We start from the raw sequence: 21,280 nt of genomic DNA on the forward strand, positions 1-21,280 counted from the left end.
GGCTCAGGGCTTCAGGGCCTCAACGCTGCATCAGCGTGTTCGACGGCAGCGTCTCGTCGAGCAGCTTGCGGGCCGTCTCCACGCCCGCCACCGGCAGCAGCTTCGCATCGAGCAACCCCACCTGCACCAGCACGCTGGCCTGGTCCCAGTAGATGTGCTCGTGGTAGAGCTTGTCGCCGCGGAACTTGATGACCGCGAGCAGCGGGATCTCCACGCGCTTGCCGGTCGGTGCCACGCCCGGCAGCATCCACGGGATCTCGGTGGTGTGGGTGAAGCAGAACAGCATCTCGTCGACCACCTGCGTGGCGCCGATGGTGCGCGAGATCGGCACCAGCGAGGTGTCGGGCGGGTTGCTGTTGACGAAGTGGTTCGAATAGAAGGCGTGCAGGTTCCTGTAGCCCACGCCGCCGGTCATGGTCGGGATGTGGTTGACGTAGGGCTCGGCCACCATGGTCGACATGGTGTCGTCGACGTTGCGTGTGCCGAACTCGTACTCGCAGTGCTTGTCCCACAGCGCCGAGAGGTCGTAGTGCGGGCCGATGGCGTCCTTCAGCGTGGCGATGCTGCGCTCGTGCGCCATCAGCGCCGAGGGCTTGTGGTAGTGCTCGCCGCCCAGGCGTGCGAAGGCGTGGTCCATGTCCGGGTACACGTGCAGCGAGACGCCGGGGCGGCCCTTGAGCGCCGCCACGATGCGGTCGCGCGCCTCGGGCGGGCAGAACTTGTCGAGCTCTGCGATGTGCAGCGTGAGCGGGCGCTTGATCTTGTCGGCCTCGTCGAGCGCGGCATCGATGCCCACGCCGTAGTAGCCCACGGCCACGTCCGCATCGGTGCGGCACGCCGCGAGGTAGGCCAGCTTGCCGCCGAGGCAGAAGCCGAGCACGCCGACCTTGGCGTCCTGCACCTCGGGCCGCTGGCGCAGGGCGGTGATCGCGGCCTGCATGTCCTCCATGCCCTTGGCCTCGTCGAAGCCCTGGTAGAAGCCGAAGGCGCGCTGCCAGTCCTCGGGCGTGTAGCCGAGTTCGACGTCGGGCTGCTGGCGCCAGAACAGGTCGGGCACGAGCACCACGTAGCCTTCTTCCGCGTAGTAGTCGGCCACCTCTCGCATCGTGTCGTTCACGCCGAAGATCTCCTGCGCGATGACCAGGCCGGGCCCGGTGCCCGAGCTGGGCAGTGCGAGGTAGCCGCTGAAGCTGCCGCTTGCGTCGGTGGCCTCGATGCGGATGCGCTGTGGTGCGGCCTGGGGTGCTTTCTGCTGCATGTGTGTTGCTCCGTTCATGGGGTGGTTCACGGGATAAGTGTGGCGGGCCACGCGCTCATTGCATGCATTCCGGATGTCTTGTGGTCACCTGGTAGTAGCCCGAATGAAAGACCAGCGGCTCGCCGTCGAAGCGGTCGTAGCGCTCGACCTCGCCGATGAAGATGAGGTGGTCGCCCCCATCGTACTGCCTGACGTTGCGGCACACGAAGCGCGCGATCACGCCGTTGAGCAGCGGCACGCCGGCCGTGCCCTCGCAGCAGTCGACGCCGCCGAACTTGTCGGCCTGCGGTGTCGAGAACTGCCGCGACAGGTGATGCTGGTTCGCCGCCAGCACGTTGATCGCGAAATGGCTGGCACCGGTGAAGTCGGCCAGGCTCGGCGCCTGGCGCGCGAGGCTCCACAGCACCAGCGGCGGATCGAGCGAGACCGACGAGAACGAGTTGGCCGTCATGCCCACGCGCCGCCCGTCCATCGCGCGGGTGGTGATGACGGTCACGCCAGTGCTGAACTGCCCGAGGGCCTTGCGGAAGTCGCGCCGGTCGAAGCGGTCGACCACGGCCTCGCGTGCACACGCTTCGAGAAAGCGGTCGGCCTCCGCCGCATCGAACCACCACGGCGCGAAGGCGCGCGGATCGTCGAAGCCGTTGACCACGATGCTCGCGACCGCCGGCATGCTGGAGGCGCTCTGCAGCAGCTTCTGCAGATGCGGCCCCGGGGGCGCGAGCAGGCTGTTGGTCCAGCCGGTGGCCCAGCGGGCATAGCCCTCCCAGTAACGCTCGAAGGTCTGCTGCATCCACGCGGCGTCGAAGAGCGCGTCGCCATGCTCGAGGATGCGCTTGAGGTAGATGTCGGCGCACTTGGCCGCGTTGTTCGATCCCTGGCCGGTGATCGGGTCGTTGAGCACCACCGCGTCGGCCAGGCCCAGCACCTTGCGGCCCGACGGCAGCGTCGCCACCGGCCTGCGTACCGTGGGCGTGAAGCGGCCCGAGAGGATGCCGTTGTCGTCGGTGAGCTCGACGTGCCTGCAGCGCTCGGCCTCCCAGGGCAGGAAGGTTTCGAGGATCCACTTGCTGCGCGCGAGATGCTCCTCGGGCGTCTTCACGTCGGCCCAGCAGTCCATAGGGCCGCCGGGCACGCCTTCGAACACCATGATCTCGCACGGCCCCGTGGTGGTCAGCGCCGGGAACACGAAGTACTCGCCCACGCCCGGAATCAGGTTGAAGCACACCGCCGAGTGCGGCCCGCGCGGCCTCATGCCCTTCACATAGGTCAGTGCGAGTGCGCGCTGCGGTTGCTCGTAGGGCGAGCGTTGGGGGTCGCGCTCGAAGAGCCTGGAGATCTCGCCCTTGCCGCTCGCCACGACCACCAGGTCGTGCATCTGCGTGCAGGTCTCCAGATCGTCGATGTCCACGTCGCGCAGCACCAGCTGCCCGCCGCGCCTCTCGAACTCGGCGATCCACGCGGGTATCTTGAGCCGCTGGTCTACCGACTGCGCGGGGCCGTCGAGCTTCGCGCTCCATTCGACGGCCTTGCCGCCTTCGGGGTTGCGCACCGCGACGGCGATGCCTTCCACCGCCGGGCATTCGTCGGCCCACCAGTCGAGCCCCAGTTCGCGCTCGGTCTGCAGCGCGGTCTCGAACATGCACTGGCTGGACATCACAGGCCCCTCGGCGATCTCCCGTGCGCTGCGGTTGGAGAACACCGTCACCTCGTGCCCCGCGCTCTGCAGGCCGAGCGCGAGCTGCATGCCGGACTGGCCGGCGCCGACGATGGCCACGCGTCGCTTCATGGTGCCGCTCCCGCTATGCAACCGCTGCGCAGGTGTCGATGAAACGCTGCGACTCGGTCGGGTCCGCGAACCACGGGAAGAAGGTGCGCGGATCGTCGAAGCCGTTGGCGAATGCGCTGGCCAGCGGCGGTACCGCGCCGGCCGCACCGAGCAGGTTGAGCACGTGCGGCGGCGGCGGGGCCAGCAGCATGTTGGTCCACTGCGTGACCCACTGTGCATAGCCGAACCAGTAGCGGTCGAAGGTCTGCTGCATCCAGGCGGCGTCGGCCGGGCCGTCGCCGCGCGCGAGGATGCTCTTGAGATACGTGTCTGCGCACTTGGCCGCGTTGTTCGATCCCTGGCCGGTGATCGGGTCGTTGAGCACCACCACGTCGGCCAGGCCCAGCACCTTGCGGCCCGACGGCAGCGTCGCCACCGGCTTGCGCACCGTGGGCGCGAAGCGGCCGGCGAGGATCCCGTTGTCGTCGGTCAGCTCGATGTCATGGCAGCGCTCGGCCTCCCATGGCGTGAAGGTGTCGACGATCCACTTGCTGCGCGCGAGATGCTCCTCGGGTGTCTTCACGTCGGCCCAGCAGTCCATCGGGCCGCCGGGCACGCCTTCGAACACCATGATCTCGCACGGCCCCGTGGTGGTCAGCGCCGGGAACACGAAGTACTCGCCAACGCCGGGAATCAGGTTGAAGCACACCGCCGAGTACGGCTCGCGCGGCTTCATGCCCTTCACATAGGTCAGCGCGAGGGCGCGCTGCGGCTTGTCGTAGGTGGACTTGTGGGCGTCGCGCTCGAAGAGCTTCGAGATCTCGCCCTTGCCGCTGGCCACCAGCGTGAGGTCGTGCGTCTGCGTGCAGGTCTCGAGCTCGTCGATGCCCGCGTCCTTGAAGACGAGCTCGCCGCCCTTCTTCCTGAACTCGTCCATCCACGCCGGAATCTTCACGCGCTGGTCGACCGACTGCGCGCTCGAATCGAGCCGCGCGACCCAGTCGATGACCTTGGCGCCCTTCTGCTCCGGGTGCGGCACGGCCAGACCGATGCCGTCCACCGTGGGGCATGCGCTCGCCCAATGGTCGAGCCCCAGGTCGCGCTCGATCTGCAGCGAGGTGTGGAACATGCACTGGCTAGACATGACCTTGCCCTGGCGGATGTCCTCGCCCGTGCGGTTGCTGAACATCGTGACCTCGTAGCCCGCGGCAAGCAGGCCGAGTCCCAGTTGCAGGCCCGACTGGCCCGCGCCGACGATGGCGATTCGCTTCATTTGCTGCTCCTTCGATGCTCCGGCTGGAGCTCAGTCCATCAACTTGGGAATGGCGGGAACGGCCTGCTCGGGCCCCATGGCGGAGTAGCCGCCGTCCACCGCGTAGTCGGCACCGGTCACGAAGCTTGCGTGGTCGGAGCACAGGAAGAGCACCACCTGCGCCACCTCGTCCGGGTCGCCGACGCGGCCGAGCAGGTGGAAAGGCGCGGCCACGCGATCGGTCTTGGCGCGGTCGCCGTTCGTGAGCTGGTTCATCACCGCCGACCAGGTCCAGCCCGGCGACACGCTGTTCACGCGGATGCGGTCGGGCGCGAGGTCCATCGCCATGTTGCGGGTGAGCTGCGCCATCGCCGCCTTGCTTACCGGATAGAGCCAGCGGCCCGTCTGCGCCACGCTCGACGAGATGCTCGTGAAGTTGACCACCGCCCCGCCGCCGGCAGCCACCATGTGCGGATGCACGGCCTGCAGCATCGCCACGGCGCTGGCCACGTTCACGTTGAACGAGGTGAGCCAGTCGGCGCGCGGCGACTTGAAGCCGTCGTCCACGTACGAGCACGCCAGGTTGACGAGGAAGTGCACCCCGCCGTGATGCTCGGCCGCCTCGGCCACGCAGGCCTTCACCTGCGCGTCGTCGGTGATGTCGGTGCGCATGAAGCGCACGCCGGCCCCCAGCGAATCGGCCAGCGCCTGGCCGTTGCCGGCGTCGATGTCGGCGATGACGACCTTCACCCCCGCCGCATGCAGGGCGCGCACCACGCCCGCGCCTATCAGTGTGGAGCCACCGGTGACGATGGCGCTCTTGCCTTCGAGTCCCTTGAACATGACGCTTGCTCTCCTCGGTTTGATCGGGCAGGCCCGGCTGGTGCCTGTGGAGCGAACGTTATGGGCAAGGGTGCGCCGGACGAGTCCCGCAAACGCAGGCGCTGTCCCTGGCGCGCAGATTTCTTGGGGCGATGGCCTGCGCCGGCTCCTGGGTCAGGGCCGAGGGATGGCCGCGGGGAGGTCCGAATTGTGGGCGGGGACGGTTTTTGCTACGGTGCCCTCGCCCTGTCCTCGCCCCATGGAAACCCTCACGACCCCACCGTTGCCGCTGCAGCGCTACCGGCTTTTCGAGAGCCACGACGTGGACGAGGCGCGTGAGAGCGTGGCCCGCGTGTTCTGCCCGCACGGCCTCGTGATGCTGAAGCCGCGCACCAGACTGGACGCCTGCCACCACAGCGCGAAGCTGCACCGGGACGTGAGCCTCAACTACGTGCAGTACGGCCCCGGCGTGCAGATCGACCCGGGCTACCTGCAGGATTTCTTCCTGTTGCAGATTCCGTTGCGCGGCGGCGCCGAAATCCGCTGCGGCGCGCAGCAGATCGACGCCACGCCCCGCCTCGCTTCGCTGCCCTCGCCCACCGAGCCGCTGTCGATGCGCTGGGCCGACGGCAGCCCGCACCTCATCGTGCAACTGGCCCGCTCCGCGCTGCATTCGCGGCTCGAATCGCTGCTGCAGGCCCCCGTCGGAAAGCCGCTGGTGTTCGACCTGGGCGTGCCGCTGGACAACCCCACGCTCGCGCCGCTGGTGCACTTCATCGACTACCTGCGGCTCACGCTCGATGCCGGCACCGGCCTGCACGGCGGCGGTCCGCTGGCCGAGCACGCAGAGGCCTACCTGATCTCCAGCCTGCTGATGTCGGCGGGCCACAACCACTCCAGGGCCCTGGCAGGCGACAACCAGCGGCGCCTGCTGCCGCGCGTGGTCCGCAGGGCCCAGGAATACATGTCGGCGCATGCGGACCAGCCCCTGTCGCTGGCGGACGTCTGCCGCGAGGTCGGCTGCAGTGCGCGTGCGCTGCAGCTGGCCTTTCGCCAGCACGCGGGCCAGGGGCCGATGGAGTTCCTGCGCGAGACGCGCCTCGACAGGGTGCGCAACGAACTGCAGCAGCGCACCTCGGCGGGCGCCAATGGCGCCGGCGTGCGAGAGGTGGCGCAGAAGTACGGCTTTCTCCACCTGGGGCACTTCGCGGCACAGTACCGCGCGCGCTTCGGGGAAAGGCCTTCGGAGACCCGGGCGCTGCGCCCCTGCTGACCGAGCCGCATGCGCGGGCCCCGGCTCTTCGCCGGACCCCGCAGATCGGCTTGGCGCGTCAGACCGCCAGCGTCTGCTCCACGTCCTGCGTCTTGCGGCGGGCAAGCGCGAGGTTCGACTTCGACTTGTCGAGCACCAGGTAGATGAACAGGCCTTCGTGCTTCTGCAGCGGGCGAATGATGTGGTACTGGCGGCCGAGCGTGATCAGGATGTCCTCGATCACGTCGTTCAGGCCCAGCGCGCGCATCGTCTTGTGCTTGGCGCGCACCACTTCGGTATTGCCGGCGGCGGCCACTTCCAGGTCGACGCCCGAACCGATCTGTCCAAGGATCATGCCGCTGCCCGAGTCGACGAGCGCCGCGCACAGCGCGCCGTCGATGGTCATGAGTTCGTCCATGGATTGCTTGATGTTTGCCATCGGAGTCTTTCGTAGGTATTCCATCGCCCTGATGATCGGCCGCCGCCCGGGCGAATGATGAGCGGCAGCCGCTGGTGAAAGCCTTCAGGCCCGCTGCAGCGCCAACGTCGCCTGCTTGGAGAAGTACAGGGCCTGGCCGATGACCGCGTCCTTGCCAGTGACCACGCTCACGATCAGCCCGGCTTCCTGGTGGCGGGCCTGCAGCATCAGGATGTGGCCCAGTGCGGTTTCGATGGCGACGTTCTCGCATTGCCCGAGGCCGCTTTCCTCGCCCGCCACCGCGCCGAGCGCCGCGAGCGAACTCGCGATGGCCGACATGCGCGCGACCTGGGCGGTGTTCTGCGCGCGCGCGGCGAGCTCGAGGCCGTCCTCGGTCGCGATCACCACGGCCTTCACGCCCTTGATCTCGCGCATGAGCGTGTCGACGACGGTCTCGGCGGCGTCCTTGATGCGGGGTGCGATGTTCATGTGATTGGGGGTCCGGCGTTGCGGTGAAAAAGAAAGGGGAAGCCGTCCGGCCCTCAGGCCTCGAGCTGGATCAGCAGCAGCTCCAGCAGCTGCACCACCTGCTGCGGATCGGTCACGTTGGCGGGCAGCACGGGGCACAGCACGCCCTTGTCCTGCATGCGCTGGGCATAGGCTTCGAGGCCGGGCTCTGGGTGCGCTTCCATGCGGCCGACCGCGACCACGCAGGCCGAGCTCTCGATCAGCTCGGCGAAGCCGTCGAGGTACACCTCCAGGTCGGCCAGCGGATCGGGGCGGCTGTTGTCGACCAGGATCACGAGGCCCAGCGCGCCGCGCGCGAGGATGCGCCACATGAAGTCGAAGCGCATCTGCCCCGGCGTGCCGTACAGGCGCAGCTTCTCGCCGTTGTCGAGCGTGAGTTCACCGTAATCCAGGCCGACCGTGGTGGTGGCCTTGGCGACGGAGGTGTCGCTGTTGCGCACCTCGGTGCGCACCGGGGGAATCTCGCTCACCGCGGCGATGGCGGTGGTCTTGCCCGCACCCATGGTGCCGGTGAAAAGAATCTTGTGTTCCACGCTCTTCAGGCCCTCGGTCCGGAAGCCAGCAAGCCGAGCCGGTTGCGGATGCGGGCGAGCAGGCCCGGCTCCACGTTGGCGCGGGCCGCCGGGCCGGCGGCAGCGGGGTGATGCGCCTCGCTGCCGGAGGAGATGTGCGAATCGGGCCAGATCGATTCGGGTGCTCGGCTGTTGGCGAAGCCGGTGACGCCACTGCCGCTGCCGCCACCGCCGCTGCTGCTGGCGACGAAGCCTGCGCGTTCCAGCATCGAGATGAAGTCCGCGCACTCGCGCGCGCTGGCGCCCGAGCGTTGCTGCAAGGCCTGCGGCGTTGCCGGACGGGTCGCGAGCAGCGTCGCGAGCTTCATGCGCATGCTCGTGTCGAGCAGGGTGGACGAGGGCCAGCGCAGCAGGCGGTATTCCTCGCCTCGTGCGACCTGCTCGCTGCGGCTGCGGGAAGCCGCGGCCAGCCCCAGTTCACGGGCGTGGACCAGCATCGCACCGAGGCGGTTGAGCATCGCCTCGAGCGCATCGGCATGCAGCGGCAGGCGCAGAAAAGGGCCGTGCGGCGGCGGCGTGTCGCCGATCGTCAGCAGTGGCACCGGACGCTCCGCCGGATCCTGCTCGGGTGGCGCCGACAGCTTGTCGCCCACCACGCGCAGATCGGCGTCCTGGACCTGCCAGTCCCAGTGCTGGTGGGTGCGATGGTCGAGCAGCCGGACAAGGGACTTGAAGAGCAACTCGTCGCGGGCCGGCAGGCCCTCCACGCTGAAGCTCAGCAACGGGCGACGGGCGCGAGGGGCAGTAGCCGGCGTGTTCACAGGCGGCTCCGGATCGGCCAAGCGACGGCCGAGGCCAGTCGCACCGGATTGGGGCTTTCTTGCGGCTTGAACTGCAATTCCAGAGCTCCCCATGATGGGCATCCACAGGAAGACGCCCGTCAGTCCTGTACTGAAGCCCTAAGTGTTACGAGAATGTTTCTGGGAAAATATAACATCCGTTGCAAATAAAAACACTAGATTACAAAGCCCGACTGCTGCCTACGGGAATCGGTGGTGAGGGGTGTGGCGGCAGGGCGACGGCAGTGCCGATGGCCCGCTGTTCAGGCGGGGCGAAGAGGCACCCGGGTTGGCTGCGGCGAGGCCGGGTGAGAACACGCCGGCTGGCCAGCGCATGGGCTTCCATCAAGGCAAGCCAGGAGCACCGGCAACTGCCATCGGAACGTGAAAAAAGAAGTTGAAACCGGCGCCAGTCTTCTCGTAGTTCTGTTGGCCGCCATGACCGCTCGTGCTCAGACGCGCTTCGAGCAACTGTCTCCTGCGGCGCGCAAGAACTACGATGAATGCACCGATGCAGCCGTTTCGAAGCCGACCACCGAGGGCGTCCGCATTGTCATGAGCACATGCAACCGCCACTTTTTCTCCGAAGAGCGACCTGCCGCAGCGGAGCCATGGACGCTGAATCGCTCGTGACAGCGATCACCGATGGCATCAACAAGGACTAGGCGCAGCAGCTGTCGGAGGAAGTCATCAGCGGATCCGCTGCAGCCCTCTCGGCAAGCAGGGACGGATCAATGAAAAAGTCCCGTCGCAGAGGCTGCGCGGGACTTTCAAAAACTGCCAGAGATTGATTCTGGCGGAGAGTGTGAGATTCGAACTCACGGACGCTTTCACGTCGGCAGTTTTCAAGACTGCTGGTTTAAACCACTCACCCAACTCTCCGGAACCGACGATTTTATGCCGACGGCGGCGCCCTACTCCTCGTCGGGCAGGAACATCGACTGCAGGTCGCTCAGGAAGTCGAGGCCGCGTTCGGTCGGCCATACGCGGAACAGGTCGCGCTCGACGAGGCCCTTGCGCTCGGCTTCTTCGAGGCCGCGCTGGATCGACGTCATCGCAAGCCCGGTGCGTTCGCTGAACTGCGGCAGCGTGAAGCCCTGCTTCAGCCGCAATGCATTGAGCATGAATTCGAACGGCAGGTCGGCCAGGGCCACTTCGTCGCTCTGCGACACGGCCGCGCCGGCGCGTGCGTTCTCCATGTACAGGCGCGGCTCGCGAAAGCGCACCTGCCGCACGATGCGGTGGGCGAAGCTCAGCTTGCTGTGTGCGCCCGCGCCGATGCCGAGGTAGTCGCCGAACTGCCAGTAGTTGAGGTTGTGCGCGCACTGGTGCCCTTCGCGCGCATAGGCGGACACCTCGTAGCGCGACATGCCGCGGGCGCCGGTGCGCTCGGTGATGCGGTCGAGCATGGCGTAGGCGATGTCGTCCTCGGGCAGCGTGGGCGGGAACTTGGCGAACCAGGTGTTGGGCTCGATGGTCAGGTGGTAAACCGAGAGGTGCGGCGGCGCGAGCGCGAGGGCCTGCGAGAGGTCGGCCTCGAGGTCTTCCAGGGTCTGGCCCGGCAGCGCGTACATCAGGTCGAGGTTGAAGGTGTCGAAGTTGCTCGCGGCCTCCTCGAGGGCGGCGATGGCCTGCGCGCGGTCGTGGACGCGGCCCAGCGCCTTCAGATGCTCGTCGTTGAAGCTCTGCACGCCCACCGACAGGCGCGTGACGCCGGCCGAGCGGTATGCGCGGAAGCGGTTGCGCTCGAAGGTGCCGGGGTTGGCTTCAAGCGTGATCTCGCAGTCGGGCGTGAGCTTCAGGCGTGCGCGCACGTCGCTCAGCAGGCGGTCGATGGCCTGCGGTGAAAACAGGCTGGGCGTGCCGCCGCCGATGAAGATGGTGTGGACGCTGCGGCCCCAGATGAGCGGCAGCGCGGCGTCGAGGTCTGCCACCAGCGCGTCGATGTAGGCCGCTTCGGGAATACCGTCGATGTCGGCCTCGCTGGCGGCGCGCCATTCATGCGAGTTGAAGTCGCAGTACGGGCACTTGCGCAGGCACCAGGGCAGGTGGATGTACAGCGACAGCGGGGGCAGCGCGCTGAGCTGCAGCGGACCGGGACGCATCCAGTGCAGCACGTCGTTGGCGTGCGGCGCGCCGGCAGCCTGCGCCGGCAGGATCGGGAAGGTGGTGGCCATCGATCGCGTACCGCTCAGAACCAGCGCTCGCGCATCAGCGCCAGCATGGCCTGCGCCGCACGGCCGCGGTGGCTGTTGGCGTTCTTCACCTCGGGCGGCAGCTGCGCGAAGGTCTTGCCGAAGGACGGCAGGTACATGACGGGGTCGAAGCCGAAGCCGTTATCGCCGACGGGTGCAGGCGCGATCTCGCCGACCACGCGGCCCACCGCGATGAGCGGCTCGGGGTCGTCGTGGCTGCGCAGCGCGACCAGCGTGCTGACGAGCGCGGCGCGGCGGTTGACGACGCCGTCGAGTTGCTCGAGCAGAGCCTTCACGTTGTTGGCATCGCCCTTGGTGTAGCCGAACTGCGTGGCGTAGAAGGCGGTGTCAACGCCCGGCAGGCCGCCAAAGGCGTCAACGCACAGGCCGGCGTCGTCGGCGATGGCGGGCAGTCCGGTGGCTGCGCTCGCGTGGCGCGCCTTGGCCAGCGCGTTCTCGACGAAGGTGCGGAAAGGCTCCTCGGCCTCGCTCACCCCCAGCGCCGACTGCGGCACCAGGGTGACGGCGAGCTCGGCGAACAGCTGCTGGAGCTCGGCGAGCTTGCCTGCGTTGTTGGAAGCCAGGACCAGTTTCATGAATTCGCCAGTGGATGCGTCAGTTGGAGAGCAGCGCCTGCTTCTGCAGGTCCACGAGCTCGCCGATGCCCTTCTCGGCCAGGCCGAGCAGGATGTTCATTTCTTCCCGGGTGAAGGCCACGCCTTCGGCCGTGCCCTGCACTTCGACGAAATGGCCGGCGCCCGTCATGACGACGTTCATGTCGGTGTCGCAGGCGGAGTCTTCGGTGTATTCGAGGTCGAGCAGCGGCGTGCCGCCGACGATGCCGACCGAGATCGCCGCCACGTGGCCCTTGATGGGCGAGGCGGCGATGGCGCCGGATGCCAGCAGCTTGCTGACGGCGTCCTGCGCGGCGACGAAGGCGCCGGTGATGGCCGCGGTGCGCGTGCCGCCGTCGGCCTGCAGCACGTCGCAGTCCAGGTGGATGGTGCGTTCGCCGAGCGCGGCGAGGTCGAACACGGCGCGCATCGAGCGGCCGATGAGGCGCTGGATTTCCTGCGTGCGGCCGGTCTGCTTGCCCTTGGCGGCCTCGCGGCTGCTGCGGGTGTGGGTGGCGCGCGGCAGCATGCCGTATTCGGCGGTGACCCAGCCCTCGCCGCTGCCCTTCTTGTGCGGCGGCACTTTTTCCTCGACGGAGGCGGTACACAACACGCGGGTCTGGCCGAACTCGATGAGTACGGAGCCTTCGGCATGGATGGTGAAACCGCGGGTGATGCGCACCGGGCGCAGCTGGTCGGCGGCACGGCCGCCGCTTCGTGTGAAAGCAGTCATTGTTCGAGAACCGGAAAAGGAAAAAGGAAAGAAGGCTGCGCTCAGGTCTTGCGCGCCGCCGATCTGCGGATGGCCTCGTTGATCTCGGCGATGGAGCGCTCGATGGCGTCTTCGTCGAGGTCGTCGATCTCGTTGTCGGAGGGCATGCCGGCCTGGATGGTGGAGGCGAAGACACCGTCCTCGATGGTCTCGGTGGAAACGCCGCTGCGGTCGTCCGCGCTGTCGGGCATCTCCCATTCGAGCGCAATGAGCGTGACGTTGTCGCTGTGGGAGCCGCCCTTGCGCAGCGCCATCTCGGCGAGGTCGGGAGCGGCGTCGGAAACGGGCTTGCCGGAGGACAGCGTGTGCACGATGAGTTCGTCGTCCAGCACGCCCCACACACCGTCGGAGCACAGCATGATGCGATCGCCGCGCTGCAGCTGCAGCGGTGCCGAGACATCGAAGAGCGGCGTCGTCGGCGAGCCCAGGCAGGTGAGCAGCAGGTTGCGGTTGACGGGCATGTCGGAGCCGTTCGGCTTCGGGCGCTCGGCATGCGAGTGGTCGCGCGTGCGCACCAGGAGGCGGCCGTCGCGCACGACGTACAGGCGCGAGTCGCCGCAGTGCATCCAGGTGGCGGTGTTGTTCTGCAGCACGGCCGCGACGACGGTGGTGCGCGGCGTGTCGAGCATGGCCTTGTGGCTCGCGTAGCGCATGATCTGCTGGTGCGCAGCCATGGCCGATTCGGCGAGGAAGGACTTCACGTCCTTGACCATCGGGCGTGCCTCGCGCTGGTAGAGCGCGGCGATGGTCTGCAGTGCGAGCTGCGCCGCCACTTCGCCTTCCGGATGGCCGCCCATGCCGTCGGCGAGCACGAACAACCCCGATTCCCGCGTGTAGCAATAGCCCATGCGGTCTTCGTTCTTGAGACGCCCGCCCTTGCGGCTGACCTGGAAGACGGAGAATTTCATGATGTCATGCAGGGCGCGTGGTGGGCGCGGCAGCCTTGGGCAGACCCTTCTTGTCGAAGGAGCGGATGTTGTCGATCGACAGGCGCACTTTCTCGCCCACCGTGAGCTTGGTATAGCGGCGCTCGCCTTCGCGGCTGAGTTCCTTCTGCAGCGCGAAGACCGACTGCGGACGCGACAGCGGATCGAGCGACATGCACCACTCGACCACTTCGATCAGGTTGTCGGAGTAGACGCCGCGCAGCCGCGAGAGCGACAGGCTGAGGCGGTCCTTCTCGATGCGCCGGGGCGCGTCGTTGGGTGGATAGCCCTGCATGCAGGCATAGATGCAGGCGCCGATGGCGTAGATGTCGGTCCACGGGCCCATGGACGAATCGCGCCGGTACATCTCGGGCGCCGCGAAGCCGGGGGTGTACATCGGGCGGATGAAGATGCCTTCCTTGCTGAGCACTTCGCGCGCGGCGCCGAAGTCGATCAGCACGGCGCGGTCGTCGTCGGTGACGAAGATGTTGGCCGGCTTGATGTCCAGGTGCAGCATCTTGTACTGGTGGACGATGCGCAGGCCGCGCAGGATCTCGTCGAAGAGCGAGCGGATGGTCGACTCGCGGAACACCTTCTGCTTCTTCAGGTCGCGCGCGGTGACCACGAAGTCCTGCAGGGTCGCGCCCTCCAGGTAGTTCATCACCATGTAGACGGTCTCGTTCTCGCGGAAGAAGTTGAGCACGCTGACCACCGATGCGTGCGAGATCTGCGCCAGCGAACGCCCTTCCTCGAAGAAGCTCTTCAGGCCGAGCCGGTAAAGCGACAGCTTCTCCGGCGGCACCTGCGGAGCGAGCTCACCCGGGCCCCGCGTGGCGAGCGACGACGGCAGGTATTCCTTGATGGCCACCTGCTGCCCGCTGGAATCGATCGCAAGGTAGACCACGCCGAATCCGCCCGCGGAAAGCCGGCGTACAACACGGTAACCACCAATGACCGTATCGGGCGGCAGGGGCGTAGGCTTGACCTTTGACATAATCCGGGAGTTTCGCCCGAAGGCGATGGTGCGGCAAGCGAACGCCGTGCCGACGCCTCGGAGCATGCAAGCAAAACCACAGTGAGGCGCAATGCCAGTTTACAGCATGACCGGCTACGCCAGCGGCCAGAACGGGCCCGCAGGCAGCCACTCCGAAGCCGATGCACGGCCTTCCGCCGCGGGCCGGCTCGGGGTTGAAATCCGCTCGGTCAACAGTCGCTTCCTCGATCTGACCTTCAAGCTGCCGGAAGAACTCCGCCAGCACGAAACCGCCCTGCGCGAACTGCTCACCGCCAAGCTCAAGCGCGGCAAGGTCGAGGTGCGCGCGGCCATCGAAAGCACCTCGTCCTCCGGCGTGGTCGAGCCCTCCGTCAAGCTGCTGCAGCGCCTCAACGGCGTGCAGGACAGCATCCGGGCCTGGCTGCCGGGCGCGCGCGAACTCAGCGTGGCCGACGTGCTGCGCCTGGCCGGCGGCGAAAGCGCCGTCCGCGGCGACTGGGGCCCCGACCTGCTCGAGGTTGCGGGCAAGGCGCTCGAAGGCCTGGTATCCGCCCGCCAGCGCGAAGGCGCCCGGCTGGCCAAGATGCTCGAAGGCCACCTGGAGCAACTGCGCGCACTGGCACAACAGGCCGGCCCGCTGGTGCCGCAACTGGTCGAGCAGCAGCGCACCCGCTTCCTGGAACGCTGGCAGGAGGCCATGGGCCTGGGCGCGGGAGCCGGCGGCACGCCGCCCGAAGCCGCACAGGACCGCGCGCTGACCGAAGCCACCGCCTTCGCGATCCGCATCGACGTGGCCGAGGAACTCACCCGGCTGGCTTCGCACCTCGACGAGATCGAGCGCCTGCTCAAGAAGGGCGGCGAGATCGGCAAGCGCCTCGACTTCCTGATCCAGGAACTGCACCGCGAGGCCAACACGCTGGGCTCGAAGTCGGCGGCGCTGGAACTCACGCGCATCGGCGTGGACATGAAGGTGCTGATCGAGCAGATGCGCGAACAGGTCCAGAACATCGAATGACGACGAAGACGAGCGAAAGAATGGATTACCCCGGCAATATCTTCGTGGTGGCGGCGCCCAGCGGCGCGGGCAAGTCGAGCCTGGTCAAGGCGCTGATGGAACTCGATTCGGCGGTGCAGCCCTCGGTGTCGCACACGACCCGCTCGCCGCGCGGGCAGGAAAAGCACGGCCGCGAGTACTTCTTCGCCTCGCCGAGCGAGTTCGACGCCATGATCGCCGCAGACGGCTTCGTGGAATGGGCCCATGTACACGGCCACCGCTACGGCACCTCGAAAAAGGCCGTGGAAGAACGTATCGCCCAGGGGGCCGACGTCATCCTCGAGATCGACTTCCAGGGCGCGCTGCAGATCCGCAAGACCTTCGCCAACGCGGTCATGATCTTCATCCTGCCGCCCAGTTGGGAAGAGCTGCGCTCCCGCCTCGAACGGCGCGGGGAAGACAGCGCCGCGGTCATCGAGCTGCGCCTGAAGAACGCCGCGGAAGAGATGTCCCAGGCCGGACAATTCGACTTCGTTATAATCAACGAGTTATTTGAGCGGGCACTTTTCGATCTCAAGGCGATCGTCCACGCTCAGCGGCTTCGGTACTCCGCGCAACGCCGAGCGCGTGCCGATACCTTCGCCGCACTGAACATCCCCTGATTTCCGAGCCCACCCGCTCCAGACCGACCGAAAGATCCTCATCATGGCCCGCATCACCGTCGAAGATTGTCTCGTCCACATTCCGAACCGCTTCCAGCTCGTCCTGGCCGCCACCTACCGTGCGCGCATGCTGAGCCAGGGCCACGCCCCCAAGATCGAGAGCAAGAACAAGCCCGCCGTGACCGCGCTGCGCGAGATCGCCGAAGGCAAGATCGGCCTCGAAATGCTCAAGAAGGTGCCGGGCTGATCTGACGCAGCCCTGCAACGAAAAGGCACCGCAAAGCGGTGCTTTTTTTATGGCCGGAGGCGTCCACACATCGGTCACGCTAAAGTGATAGGCATGAGCGCGGTCGCCAAATCTCAGTCCCATGCCCCCAAAGGCGCGCCGAAGCCGAGCCCGGCGGCGCTGAATGCGGCCGCCGCGAGCTTTGCCGCGCTGACCGCGCGGCTGGACTACCTGAGTCCCGAAGACACCGAGCTGGTCCGCCGCGCCTACCGCTTCGCCGACGAGGCGCACCTCGGGCAGCTGCGCAACAGCGGCGAGCCGTACATCACCCACCCCATTGCCGTGGCGGCGCAGTGCGCCGAATGGAAGCTCGATGCGCAGGCGCTGATGGCCGCCCTGCTTCACGACGCCATCGAGGATTGCGGCGTCACCAAGCCAGAACTCATCGAGCGCTTCGGCGCCCCGGTGGCTGAACTGGTCGACGGGCTCACCAAGCTCGACAAGCTGCAGTTCAATACCCGCGAGGAGAATCAGGCCGAGTCGTTCCGCAAGATGCTGCTGGCCATGGCGCGCGACGTGCGCGTCATCCTCGTCAAGCTGGCGGACCGCACGCACAACATGCGCACGCTGGCCGACGCGCCCCGCGAGAAATGGGGCCGGATCTCGCGCGAGACGCTGGACATCTACGCGCCCATCGCCCACCGGCTGGGGCTGAACCAGACCTACCGCGAGCTCCAGGAGCTGTCGTTCCGTCATCTGAAACCGTGGCGCTATGCCACGCTCTCGAAAGCCGTCGCCAAGGCGCGCGGCCGCCGGCGCGACCTGATCCAGAAGGTGCAGAAGGAGGTAGAAGCCGCCTTTTCCGCCGCCGGCATGACGCTGCGCATCGCCGGGCGCGAGAAGACGCTCTATTCCATCTACCGCAAGATGGAAGAAAAGCACCTGAGCTTCGCCCAGGTGACCGACATCTACGGTTTCCGCCTGATCGTGCCGAACGTGATCGCCTGCTACACCGGGCTCGGCATCCTGCACCAGATGTACAAGCCCCTGCCGGGCAAGTTCAAGGACCACATCGCGATCGCCAAGCTCAACGGCTACCAGTCGCTGCACACCACGCTCGTGGGGCCGGCTGGCGTGAGCGTCGAGTTCCAGCTGCGGACCGAGGCCATGCACGTGGTGGCCGAATCAGGCGTGGCCGCGCACTGGCTCTACAAGGCCGCCGAGCCGAACGCCGCCAGCAACGACCGCCTGGGCACCAAATGGCTGCAGTCGCTGCTCGACATCCAGGACGAAACCCGCGACGCCGCCGAATTCTGGGACCACGTCAAGGTCGACCTGTTTCCCGACGCGGTCTACGTGTTCACGCCCAAGAGCCAGATCATGGCTCTGCCGCGCGGCGCCACGGTGGTCGATTTCGCCTACGCCATCCACAGCAACATCGGCGACCACACCTCGGCCGCGCGCATCAACGGCGACCAGGTGCCGCTGCGCACCGAGCTCAAGAACGGCGACGTGGTCGAGGTGATCACCGCGCCGGTGTCGACGCCCAATCCGGCCTGGCTCGGCTTCGTGCGCACCGGCCGTGCGCGCTCCAAGATCCGCCATTACCTCAAGACCCTTGCGCACGCCGAGTCCGAGGGCCTGGGCGAGAAGCTGCTCGCGCAGGCGCTGCGTGCCGAAGGCCTGAGCAAGCTGCCGGAGAACGACGAAGAGCACCAGGCGCTGTGGGAAAAGCTGCTGCGCTTCACCGGCAACCGCACCCGCTCGGAGCTGCTGACCGACATCGGTCTGGGCAAGCGCATCGCGAGCATCGTCGCGAAGCGGCTGGTGGCGATGCTCACCGAACTCGGCGAGCGGCCCGACGCGCTGCTTCTGAGCCGCGAGCGCTTCATTTCGCACGAGACGGTGTCGCAAGGCGCCGTGACGCTGGATGGCAGCGAGAACTCGTCGGTGCGCTTCGCGCTGTGCTGCCGCCCGATTCCCGGCGACCCGATCGTCGGCTATCTCGGCCACGGCGAAGGCCTGGTGGTCCACACGGAGGAATGCGGCGTCGGCCAGCGGCTGCGCCACAAGGACAGCGAGCGCTTCTTTGCCGTCGAGTGGGCCGACGAGCCGACGCGTGCCTTCGAGACTGGCGTGGTCATCACCGTGCGCAACGACAAGGGCGTGCTGGCGCGCGTCGCGGCCACACTGGCCGATGCCGAAGCCGACATCACGCACGTGGAGATGGCCGACGAGACCCCGCAGGACTCGACCGACCTGCGCTTCGTGATCGCGGTGCGCGACCGTGCGCATCTGGATGCTGTGCTGCGCGCGGCGCGTCGCACGGCATCGGTGCTGACCGCCTCGAGGACGGTTCCGGCGCCCTGAGCCGGGCTACGGAGTGCCGGCCGAGCCTGGCGCCGGGTAACTCACCGACAGAATCTCGACCTCATGCGCCCCGCCCGGGGTGACGAGCTTCACGACGTCGCCCTCGCGCGCCTTCAGCAGCGCCCGCGCGATCGGAGAGATCCAGCTGACCTGCGACTTCGCGCTCTCCGCCTCGTCGATGCCGAGGATGGTGACGCTGCGCTCCTCGCCGGCCTCGTCGGCATAGAGGACCGTGGCACCGAAGAAGACCTGGTCGCGGCCGTGATGCACCGATGGATCGGTGACCTCGGCGATCTCGAGGCGCTTGGTGAGGAAGCGGATGCGTCGATCGATCTCGCGCAGGCGCTTCTTGCCGTAGAGGTAGTCGCCGTTTTCCGATCGGTCGCCGTTCTTGGCGGCCCAGTGGACGGTCTCGACGATCTTCGGGCGCTCCTCGTCCATCAGGTGCAACAGCTCGTCGCGCAGGCGTGCGTAGCCTTGGGGGGTGATGTAGTTCTTGCCGCCCGCGGGAATCGGTGGCGAGGCGCCATCTGCGCCATCGTCGTCTCCGTCGGAATCCGTTTCCTTGGTGAATGCCTTGTTCACGCTGATCCTCCGAAAAGAAAAAAGCCCGCAACTTGCGTTGCGGGCTTTCTTTATAGTGGTGCGGCTGGCAGGAATCGAACCCACGACCCCTTGGTTCGTAGCCAAGTACTCTATCCAGCTGAGCTACAGCCGCTAAGCTCTCGATTATAGCCTGATTTTTGGCTGCCCCCGAAAGCACGGCAACACATCGAAGGATCGAATCGCCAAGGGAGGGTGGTAGGCCGTGCTGGGCTTGAACCAGCGACCAACGGATTATGAGTCCGCTGCTCTAACCAACTGAGCTAACGGCCCACGCGGCACGATTCTATGCGCGCCGACGAGCCTACTTGCGATGGCTCAGCGCGTTGGTCACGAGGCGCGAGGTGATGTCGACGATCTGGATCATGCGTTCGTAGGGCATGCGCGTCGGCCCGATCACGCCGAGGGTGCCCACGACTTCCCCGTCGACCTCGTAGTTCGCGCTGACGATCGAGAGTTCCTCGAATGGCACCACCTGGCTTTCGCCGCCGATGAAGATGCGCACGCCATCCGCCTTGCTCGACACGTCGAGCAGCCGCATCAGCTGCGCCTTCTGCTCGAAGAGCTCGAAAGCGCGGCGCAGCTGACCCATGTCGCTGGAGAAATCGCTCACCGACAGCAGGTTGCGCTCGCCGGAGATGACGACGTCGTCCTCCTGCGCCTCGGTCAGCACTTCCGAGCTGACCTGCACCGCGGCCTGCATCAGCGTGGCGATCTCGCCGCGCAGCTTCTCGATCTCGGACTGCAGCCGGTCGCGCACCTGCTCGATGGTCAGCCCGGCGTAGTTCGCGTTGATGTAGTTCGAGGCCTCGACCAGCTGCGACTGCGAATAGTCGGCCTCGGGGAAGATCACCCGGTTCTGCACGTCGCCGTCGGGCGAGACGATGATCACCAGCAGCCTGCGCTCCGACAGCCGCAGGAACTCGATCTGCTTGAACACCGACGCGCGCCGCGGCGCCATCACCACGCCCACGAACTGCGACATGTTCGACAGCAGGTGCGCCGCGTTGGCGATCACCTTCTGGGGCTGGTCGGGCGGGAGGCTGGGCGCGGTCATCTGCTCGCGCTTGGCCGTCAGCATGGTGTCGACGAAAAGGCGATAGCCGCGATGCGTGGGAATGCGGCCGGCCGAAGTGTGCGGGCTGGCGATCAACCCCAGCGCCTCGAGGTCGGACATGACGTTGCGGATGGTCGCGGGCGACAGGTCGAGCCCCGAGGAGCGCGACAGAGTCCGGGACCCGACGGGCTGCCCGTCGGCTATGTAGCGCTCAACGAGCGTCTTGAGCAGCAACTTGGCACGGTCGTCCAGCATTGCAAGATTTTAGTGTTGTAATTTGTGAGATATGACCTCTCGCTTTCGTCACGTCGCCCTGATCGGCAAATACCAGGCTTCCGGCGCCAGGTCGCAGGCGGATGCGCGCGACGGCGTCATGGAAGGCATCGGCGCCTTCCTCGAATCGCAAGGATGCGCAGTCTACGTCGAGCGCCCGACATGCGAAGACGACGCCGTTGCCGACGCACCCGCCAACCCACGCTACCAGGCTCTCAGCGTCGAGGAAATAGGACAGCGCTGCGACCTCGGCCTGGTGGTCGGCGGCGACGGCACGATGCTGGGCATCGGCCGGCAGCTCGCGAGCTACGGCATTCCGCTGATCGGCATCAACCGCGGCCGGCTCGGCTTCATCACCGACATTCCGCTCGACAACTACCAGTCCACGCTGATCCCCATGCTGGCCGGCGAATACGAGGAAGACCATCGCAGCCTGATGCAGGCCAGGGTCATGCGCGACGGCGCCTCGGTGTTCGACGCCTTCGCCATGAACGACGTGGTCGTCAACCGCGGCGCCACCTCGGGCATGGTCGAGCTTCGCGTCTCGGTGGGCCGGCACTTCGTGGCCAACCAGCGCGCCGACGGACTGATCATCGCCACGCCCACGGGCTCGACCGCCTATGCGCTCTCCGCCGGCGGGCCGCTGCTGCACCCCGCGGTGCCGGGCTGGGTCCTGGTGCCGATCGCGCCGCACACGCTGTCGAACCGGCCCGTGCTGCTGCCTGATGCGGACGAGATCGTCATCGAGCTGGTCGGCGGACGCGACGCCAGCGCCAATTTCGACATGCAGTCGCTCGCCTCGCTCGCCATCGGCGACCGCGTGGTGGTACGGCGCTCCGACTTCCGCGTGCGCTTCCTGCATCCGCGCGGCTGGAGCTATTTCGACACGCTGCGCAAGAAACTTCACTGGAACGAAGGGGGCTCCTGAATGAAGCACACCCCCAG

22 protein-coding genes, 3 tRNA genes and 1 pseudogene are annotated in these 21,280 nt (G+C 67.1%); 7 read left to right on the forward strand and 19 right to left on the reverse strand.

What is annotated here, in order from left to right; genetic code table 11:
* Positions 1–19: 19 nt before the first annotated feature.
* The 5 genes and pseudogenes from ACTJLF_RS27305 to ACTJLF_RS27325 form a co-directional block, all read right to left on the reverse strand.
* Positions 20–1,258, reverse strand: coding sequence for a dienelactone hydrolase family protein (locus ACTJLF_RS27305; protein ID WP_440884299.1), 1,239 nt, complete (start codon positions 1,256–1,258; stop codon positions 20–22).
* A gap of 55 nt (positions 1,259–1,313) precedes the next feature.
* Positions 1,314–1,814 (reverse strand): flavin reductase family protein, encoded by a 501-nt coding sequence (locus ACTJLF_RS27310; RefSeq protein WP_309938299.1) that lies wholly within the window; start codon positions 1,812–1,814, stop codon positions 1,314–1,316.
* Positions 1,815–3,047, reverse strand: a pseudogene (locus ACTJLF_RS27315) (styrene monooxygenase/indole monooxygenase family protein); the annotation flags it as partial. It abuts the gene before it with no gap.
* Positions 3,048–3,060: 13 nt separating this feature from the next.
* Positions 3,061–4,299: a styrene monooxygenase/indole monooxygenase family protein gene (locus tag ACTJLF_RS27320; protein WP_440884300.1), complete on the reverse strand. Its 1,239-nt coding sequence runs from the start codon at positions 4,297–4,299 to the stop codon at positions 3,061–3,063.
* A gap of 30 nt (positions 4,300–4,329) precedes the next feature.
* Positions 4,330–5,121, reverse strand: a complete 792-nt coding sequence (locus ACTJLF_RS27325; RefSeq protein ID WP_440884301.1) for an SDR family oxidoreductase — start codon at positions 5,119–5,121, stop codon at positions 4,330–4,332.
* Positions 5,122–5,359: 238 nt separating this feature from the next.
* On the opposite strand from ACTJLF_RS27325, the gene ACTJLF_RS27330 reads away from it, so the two are divergent.
* Positions 5,360–6,373: an AraC family transcriptional regulator gene (locus ACTJLF_RS27330; RefSeq protein ID WP_440884302.1), complete on the forward strand. Its 1,014-nt coding sequence runs from the start codon at positions 5,360–5,362 to the stop codon at positions 6,371–6,373.
* A 58-nt stretch (positions 6,374–6,431) separates the two neighbouring features.
* Here the strand turns inward: ACTJLF_RS27330 and ACTJLF_RS27335 are convergent, their stop codons facing one another.
* The 4 genes from ACTJLF_RS27335 to ACTJLF_RS27350 all read right to left on the reverse strand — a co-directional run bounded on the left by ACTJLF_RS27335 (position 6,432) and on the right by ACTJLF_RS27350 (position 8,592).
* Positions 6,432–6,791, reverse strand: coding sequence for a hypothetical protein (locus ACTJLF_RS27335; protein ID WP_019656468.1), 360 nt, complete (start codon positions 6,789–6,791; stop codon positions 6,432–6,434).
* An 84-nt stretch (positions 6,792–6,875) separates the two neighbouring features.
* Positions 6,876–7,259, reverse strand: a complete 384-nt coding sequence (locus ACTJLF_RS27340) for a roadblock/LC7 domain-containing protein (protein ID WP_019656467.1) — start codon at positions 7,257–7,259, stop codon at positions 6,876–6,878.
* A gap of 53 nt (positions 7,260–7,312) precedes the next feature.
* Positions 7,313–7,831, reverse strand: a complete 519-nt coding sequence (locus ACTJLF_RS27345) for an ATP/GTP-binding protein (protein WP_132754083.1) — start codon at positions 7,829–7,831, stop codon at positions 7,313–7,315.
* A 5-nt stretch (positions 7,832–7,836) separates the two neighbouring features.
* Complete coding sequence (locus ACTJLF_RS27350; RefSeq protein WP_132754085.1) at positions 7,837–8,592, reverse strand: hypothetical protein; 756 nt, start codon at positions 8,590–8,592, stop codon at positions 7,837–7,839.
* 441 nt (positions 8,593–9,033) lie between these two features.
* On the opposite strand from ACTJLF_RS27350, the gene ACTJLF_RS27355 reads away from it, so the two are divergent.
* Positions 9,034–9,282, forward strand: coding sequence for a hypothetical protein (locus ACTJLF_RS27355; RefSeq protein WP_132754087.1), 249 nt, complete (start codon positions 9,034–9,036; stop codon positions 9,280–9,282).
* A 161-nt stretch (positions 9,283–9,443) separates the two neighbouring features.
* On the opposite strand, the gene ACTJLF_RS27360 is transcribed toward ACTJLF_RS27355, so the two are convergent.
* The 6 genes from ACTJLF_RS27360 to ACTJLF_RS27385 all read right to left on the reverse strand — a co-directional run bounded on the left by ACTJLF_RS27360 (position 9,444) and on the right by ACTJLF_RS27385 (position 14,150).
* Positions 9,444–9,531, reverse strand: a tRNA-Ser gene (locus ACTJLF_RS27360).
* 32 nt (positions 9,532–9,563) lie between these two features.
* Positions 9,564–10,826 carry a radical SAM family heme chaperone HemW gene (gene hemW / locus ACTJLF_RS27365; RefSeq protein ID WP_132754089.1) on the reverse strand — a complete coding sequence of 421 codons (1,263 nt, stop codon included), beginning with the start codon at positions 10,824–10,826 and terminating at the stop codon, positions 9,564–9,566.
* A 14-nt stretch (positions 10,827–10,840) separates the two neighbouring features.
* Positions 10,841–11,440 (reverse strand): non-canonical purine NTP pyrophosphatase, encoded by a 600-nt coding sequence (locus ACTJLF_RS27370; RefSeq protein WP_132754091.1) that lies wholly within the window; start codon positions 11,438–11,440, stop codon positions 10,841–10,843.
* A 19-nt stretch (positions 11,441–11,459) separates the two neighbouring features.
* Positions 11,460–12,191: a ribonuclease PH gene (gene rph, locus ACTJLF_RS27375; RefSeq protein ID WP_132754093.1), complete on the reverse strand. Its 732-nt coding sequence runs from the start codon at positions 12,189–12,191 to the stop codon at positions 11,460–11,462.
* A gap of 41 nt (positions 12,192–12,232) precedes the next feature.
* A complete protein-coding gene (locus ACTJLF_RS27380; RefSeq protein ID WP_019656439.1) occupies positions 12,233–13,138 on the reverse strand; it encodes a PP2C family protein-serine/threonine phosphatase in 906 nt (301 codons plus the stop codon).
* A gap of 4 nt (positions 13,139–13,142) precedes the next feature.
* Positions 13,143–14,150 (reverse strand): serine/threonine protein kinase, encoded by a 1,008-nt coding sequence (locus ACTJLF_RS27385; protein WP_019656438.1) that lies wholly within the window; start codon positions 14,148–14,150, stop codon positions 13,143–13,145.
* 91 nt (positions 14,151–14,241) lie between these two features.
* On the opposite strand from ACTJLF_RS27385, the gene ACTJLF_RS27390 reads away from it, so the two are divergent.
* The 4 genes from ACTJLF_RS27390 to ACTJLF_RS27405 all read left to right on the forward strand — a co-directional run bounded on the left by ACTJLF_RS27390 (position 14,242) and on the right by ACTJLF_RS27405 (position 18,402).
* Positions 14,242–15,165: a YicC/YloC family endoribonuclease gene (locus ACTJLF_RS27390; RefSeq protein WP_019656437.1), complete on the forward strand. Its 924-nt coding sequence runs from the start codon at positions 14,242–14,244 to the stop codon at positions 15,163–15,165.
* A gap of 20 nt (positions 15,166–15,185) precedes the next feature.
* Complete coding sequence (gene gmk / locus ACTJLF_RS27395) at positions 15,186–15,806, forward strand: guanylate kinase (RefSeq protein ID WP_019656436.1); 621 nt, start codon at positions 15,186–15,188, stop codon at positions 15,804–15,806.
* A 43-nt stretch (positions 15,807–15,849) separates the two neighbouring features.
* A complete protein-coding gene (gene rpoZ, locus ACTJLF_RS27400) occupies positions 15,850–16,053 on the forward strand; it encodes a DNA-directed RNA polymerase subunit omega (protein ID WP_019656435.1) in 204 nt (67 codons plus the stop codon).
* Between the two features lie 93 nt (positions 16,054–16,146).
* On the forward strand, positions 16,147–18,402 hold the full coding sequence (locus ACTJLF_RS27405; protein ID WP_132754095.1) for a RelA/SpoT family protein: 2,256 nt from the start codon (positions 16,147–16,149) through the stop codon (positions 18,400–18,402).
* 6 nt (positions 18,403–18,408) lie between these two features.
* On the opposite strand, the gene greB is transcribed toward ACTJLF_RS27405, so the two are convergent.
* The 4 genes from greB to hrcA form a co-directional block, all read right to left on the reverse strand.
* A complete protein-coding gene (gene greB / locus ACTJLF_RS27410; RefSeq protein ID WP_132754097.1) occupies positions 18,409–18,987 on the reverse strand; it encodes a transcription elongation factor GreB in 579 nt (192 codons plus the stop codon).
* 56 nt (positions 18,988–19,043) lie between these two features.
* A tRNA-Arg gene (locus tag ACTJLF_RS27415) sits at positions 19,044–19,120 on the reverse strand.
* 81 nt (positions 19,121–19,201) lie between these two features.
* Positions 19,202–19,278, reverse strand: a tRNA-Ile gene (locus tag ACTJLF_RS27420).
* Positions 19,279–19,309: 31 nt separating this feature from the next.
* A complete protein-coding gene (gene hrcA, locus ACTJLF_RS27425; protein WP_019656432.1) occupies positions 19,310–20,317 on the reverse strand; it encodes a heat-inducible transcriptional repressor HrcA in 1,008 nt (335 codons plus the stop codon).
* Between the two features lie 31 nt (positions 20,318–20,348).
* Between hrcA and ACTJLF_RS27430 the strand changes: the two genes are divergently transcribed.
* The gene (locus ACTJLF_RS27430) at positions 20,349–21,263 is read left to right on the forward strand and encodes an NAD kinase (protein ID WP_132754099.1); all 915 of its coding nucleotides are present in this window, start codon (positions 20,349–20,351) and stop codon (positions 21,261–21,263) included.
* The last annotated feature ends 17 nt before the right edge of the window (positions 21,264–21,280 follow it).

Source organism: Variovorax sp. 22077 (genome assembly GCF_052044195.1).
In the GTDB taxonomy this organism is placed as follows: domain Bacteria; phylum Pseudomonadota; class Gammaproteobacteria; order Burkholderiales; family Burkholderiaceae_C; genus Variovorax; species Variovorax atrisoli.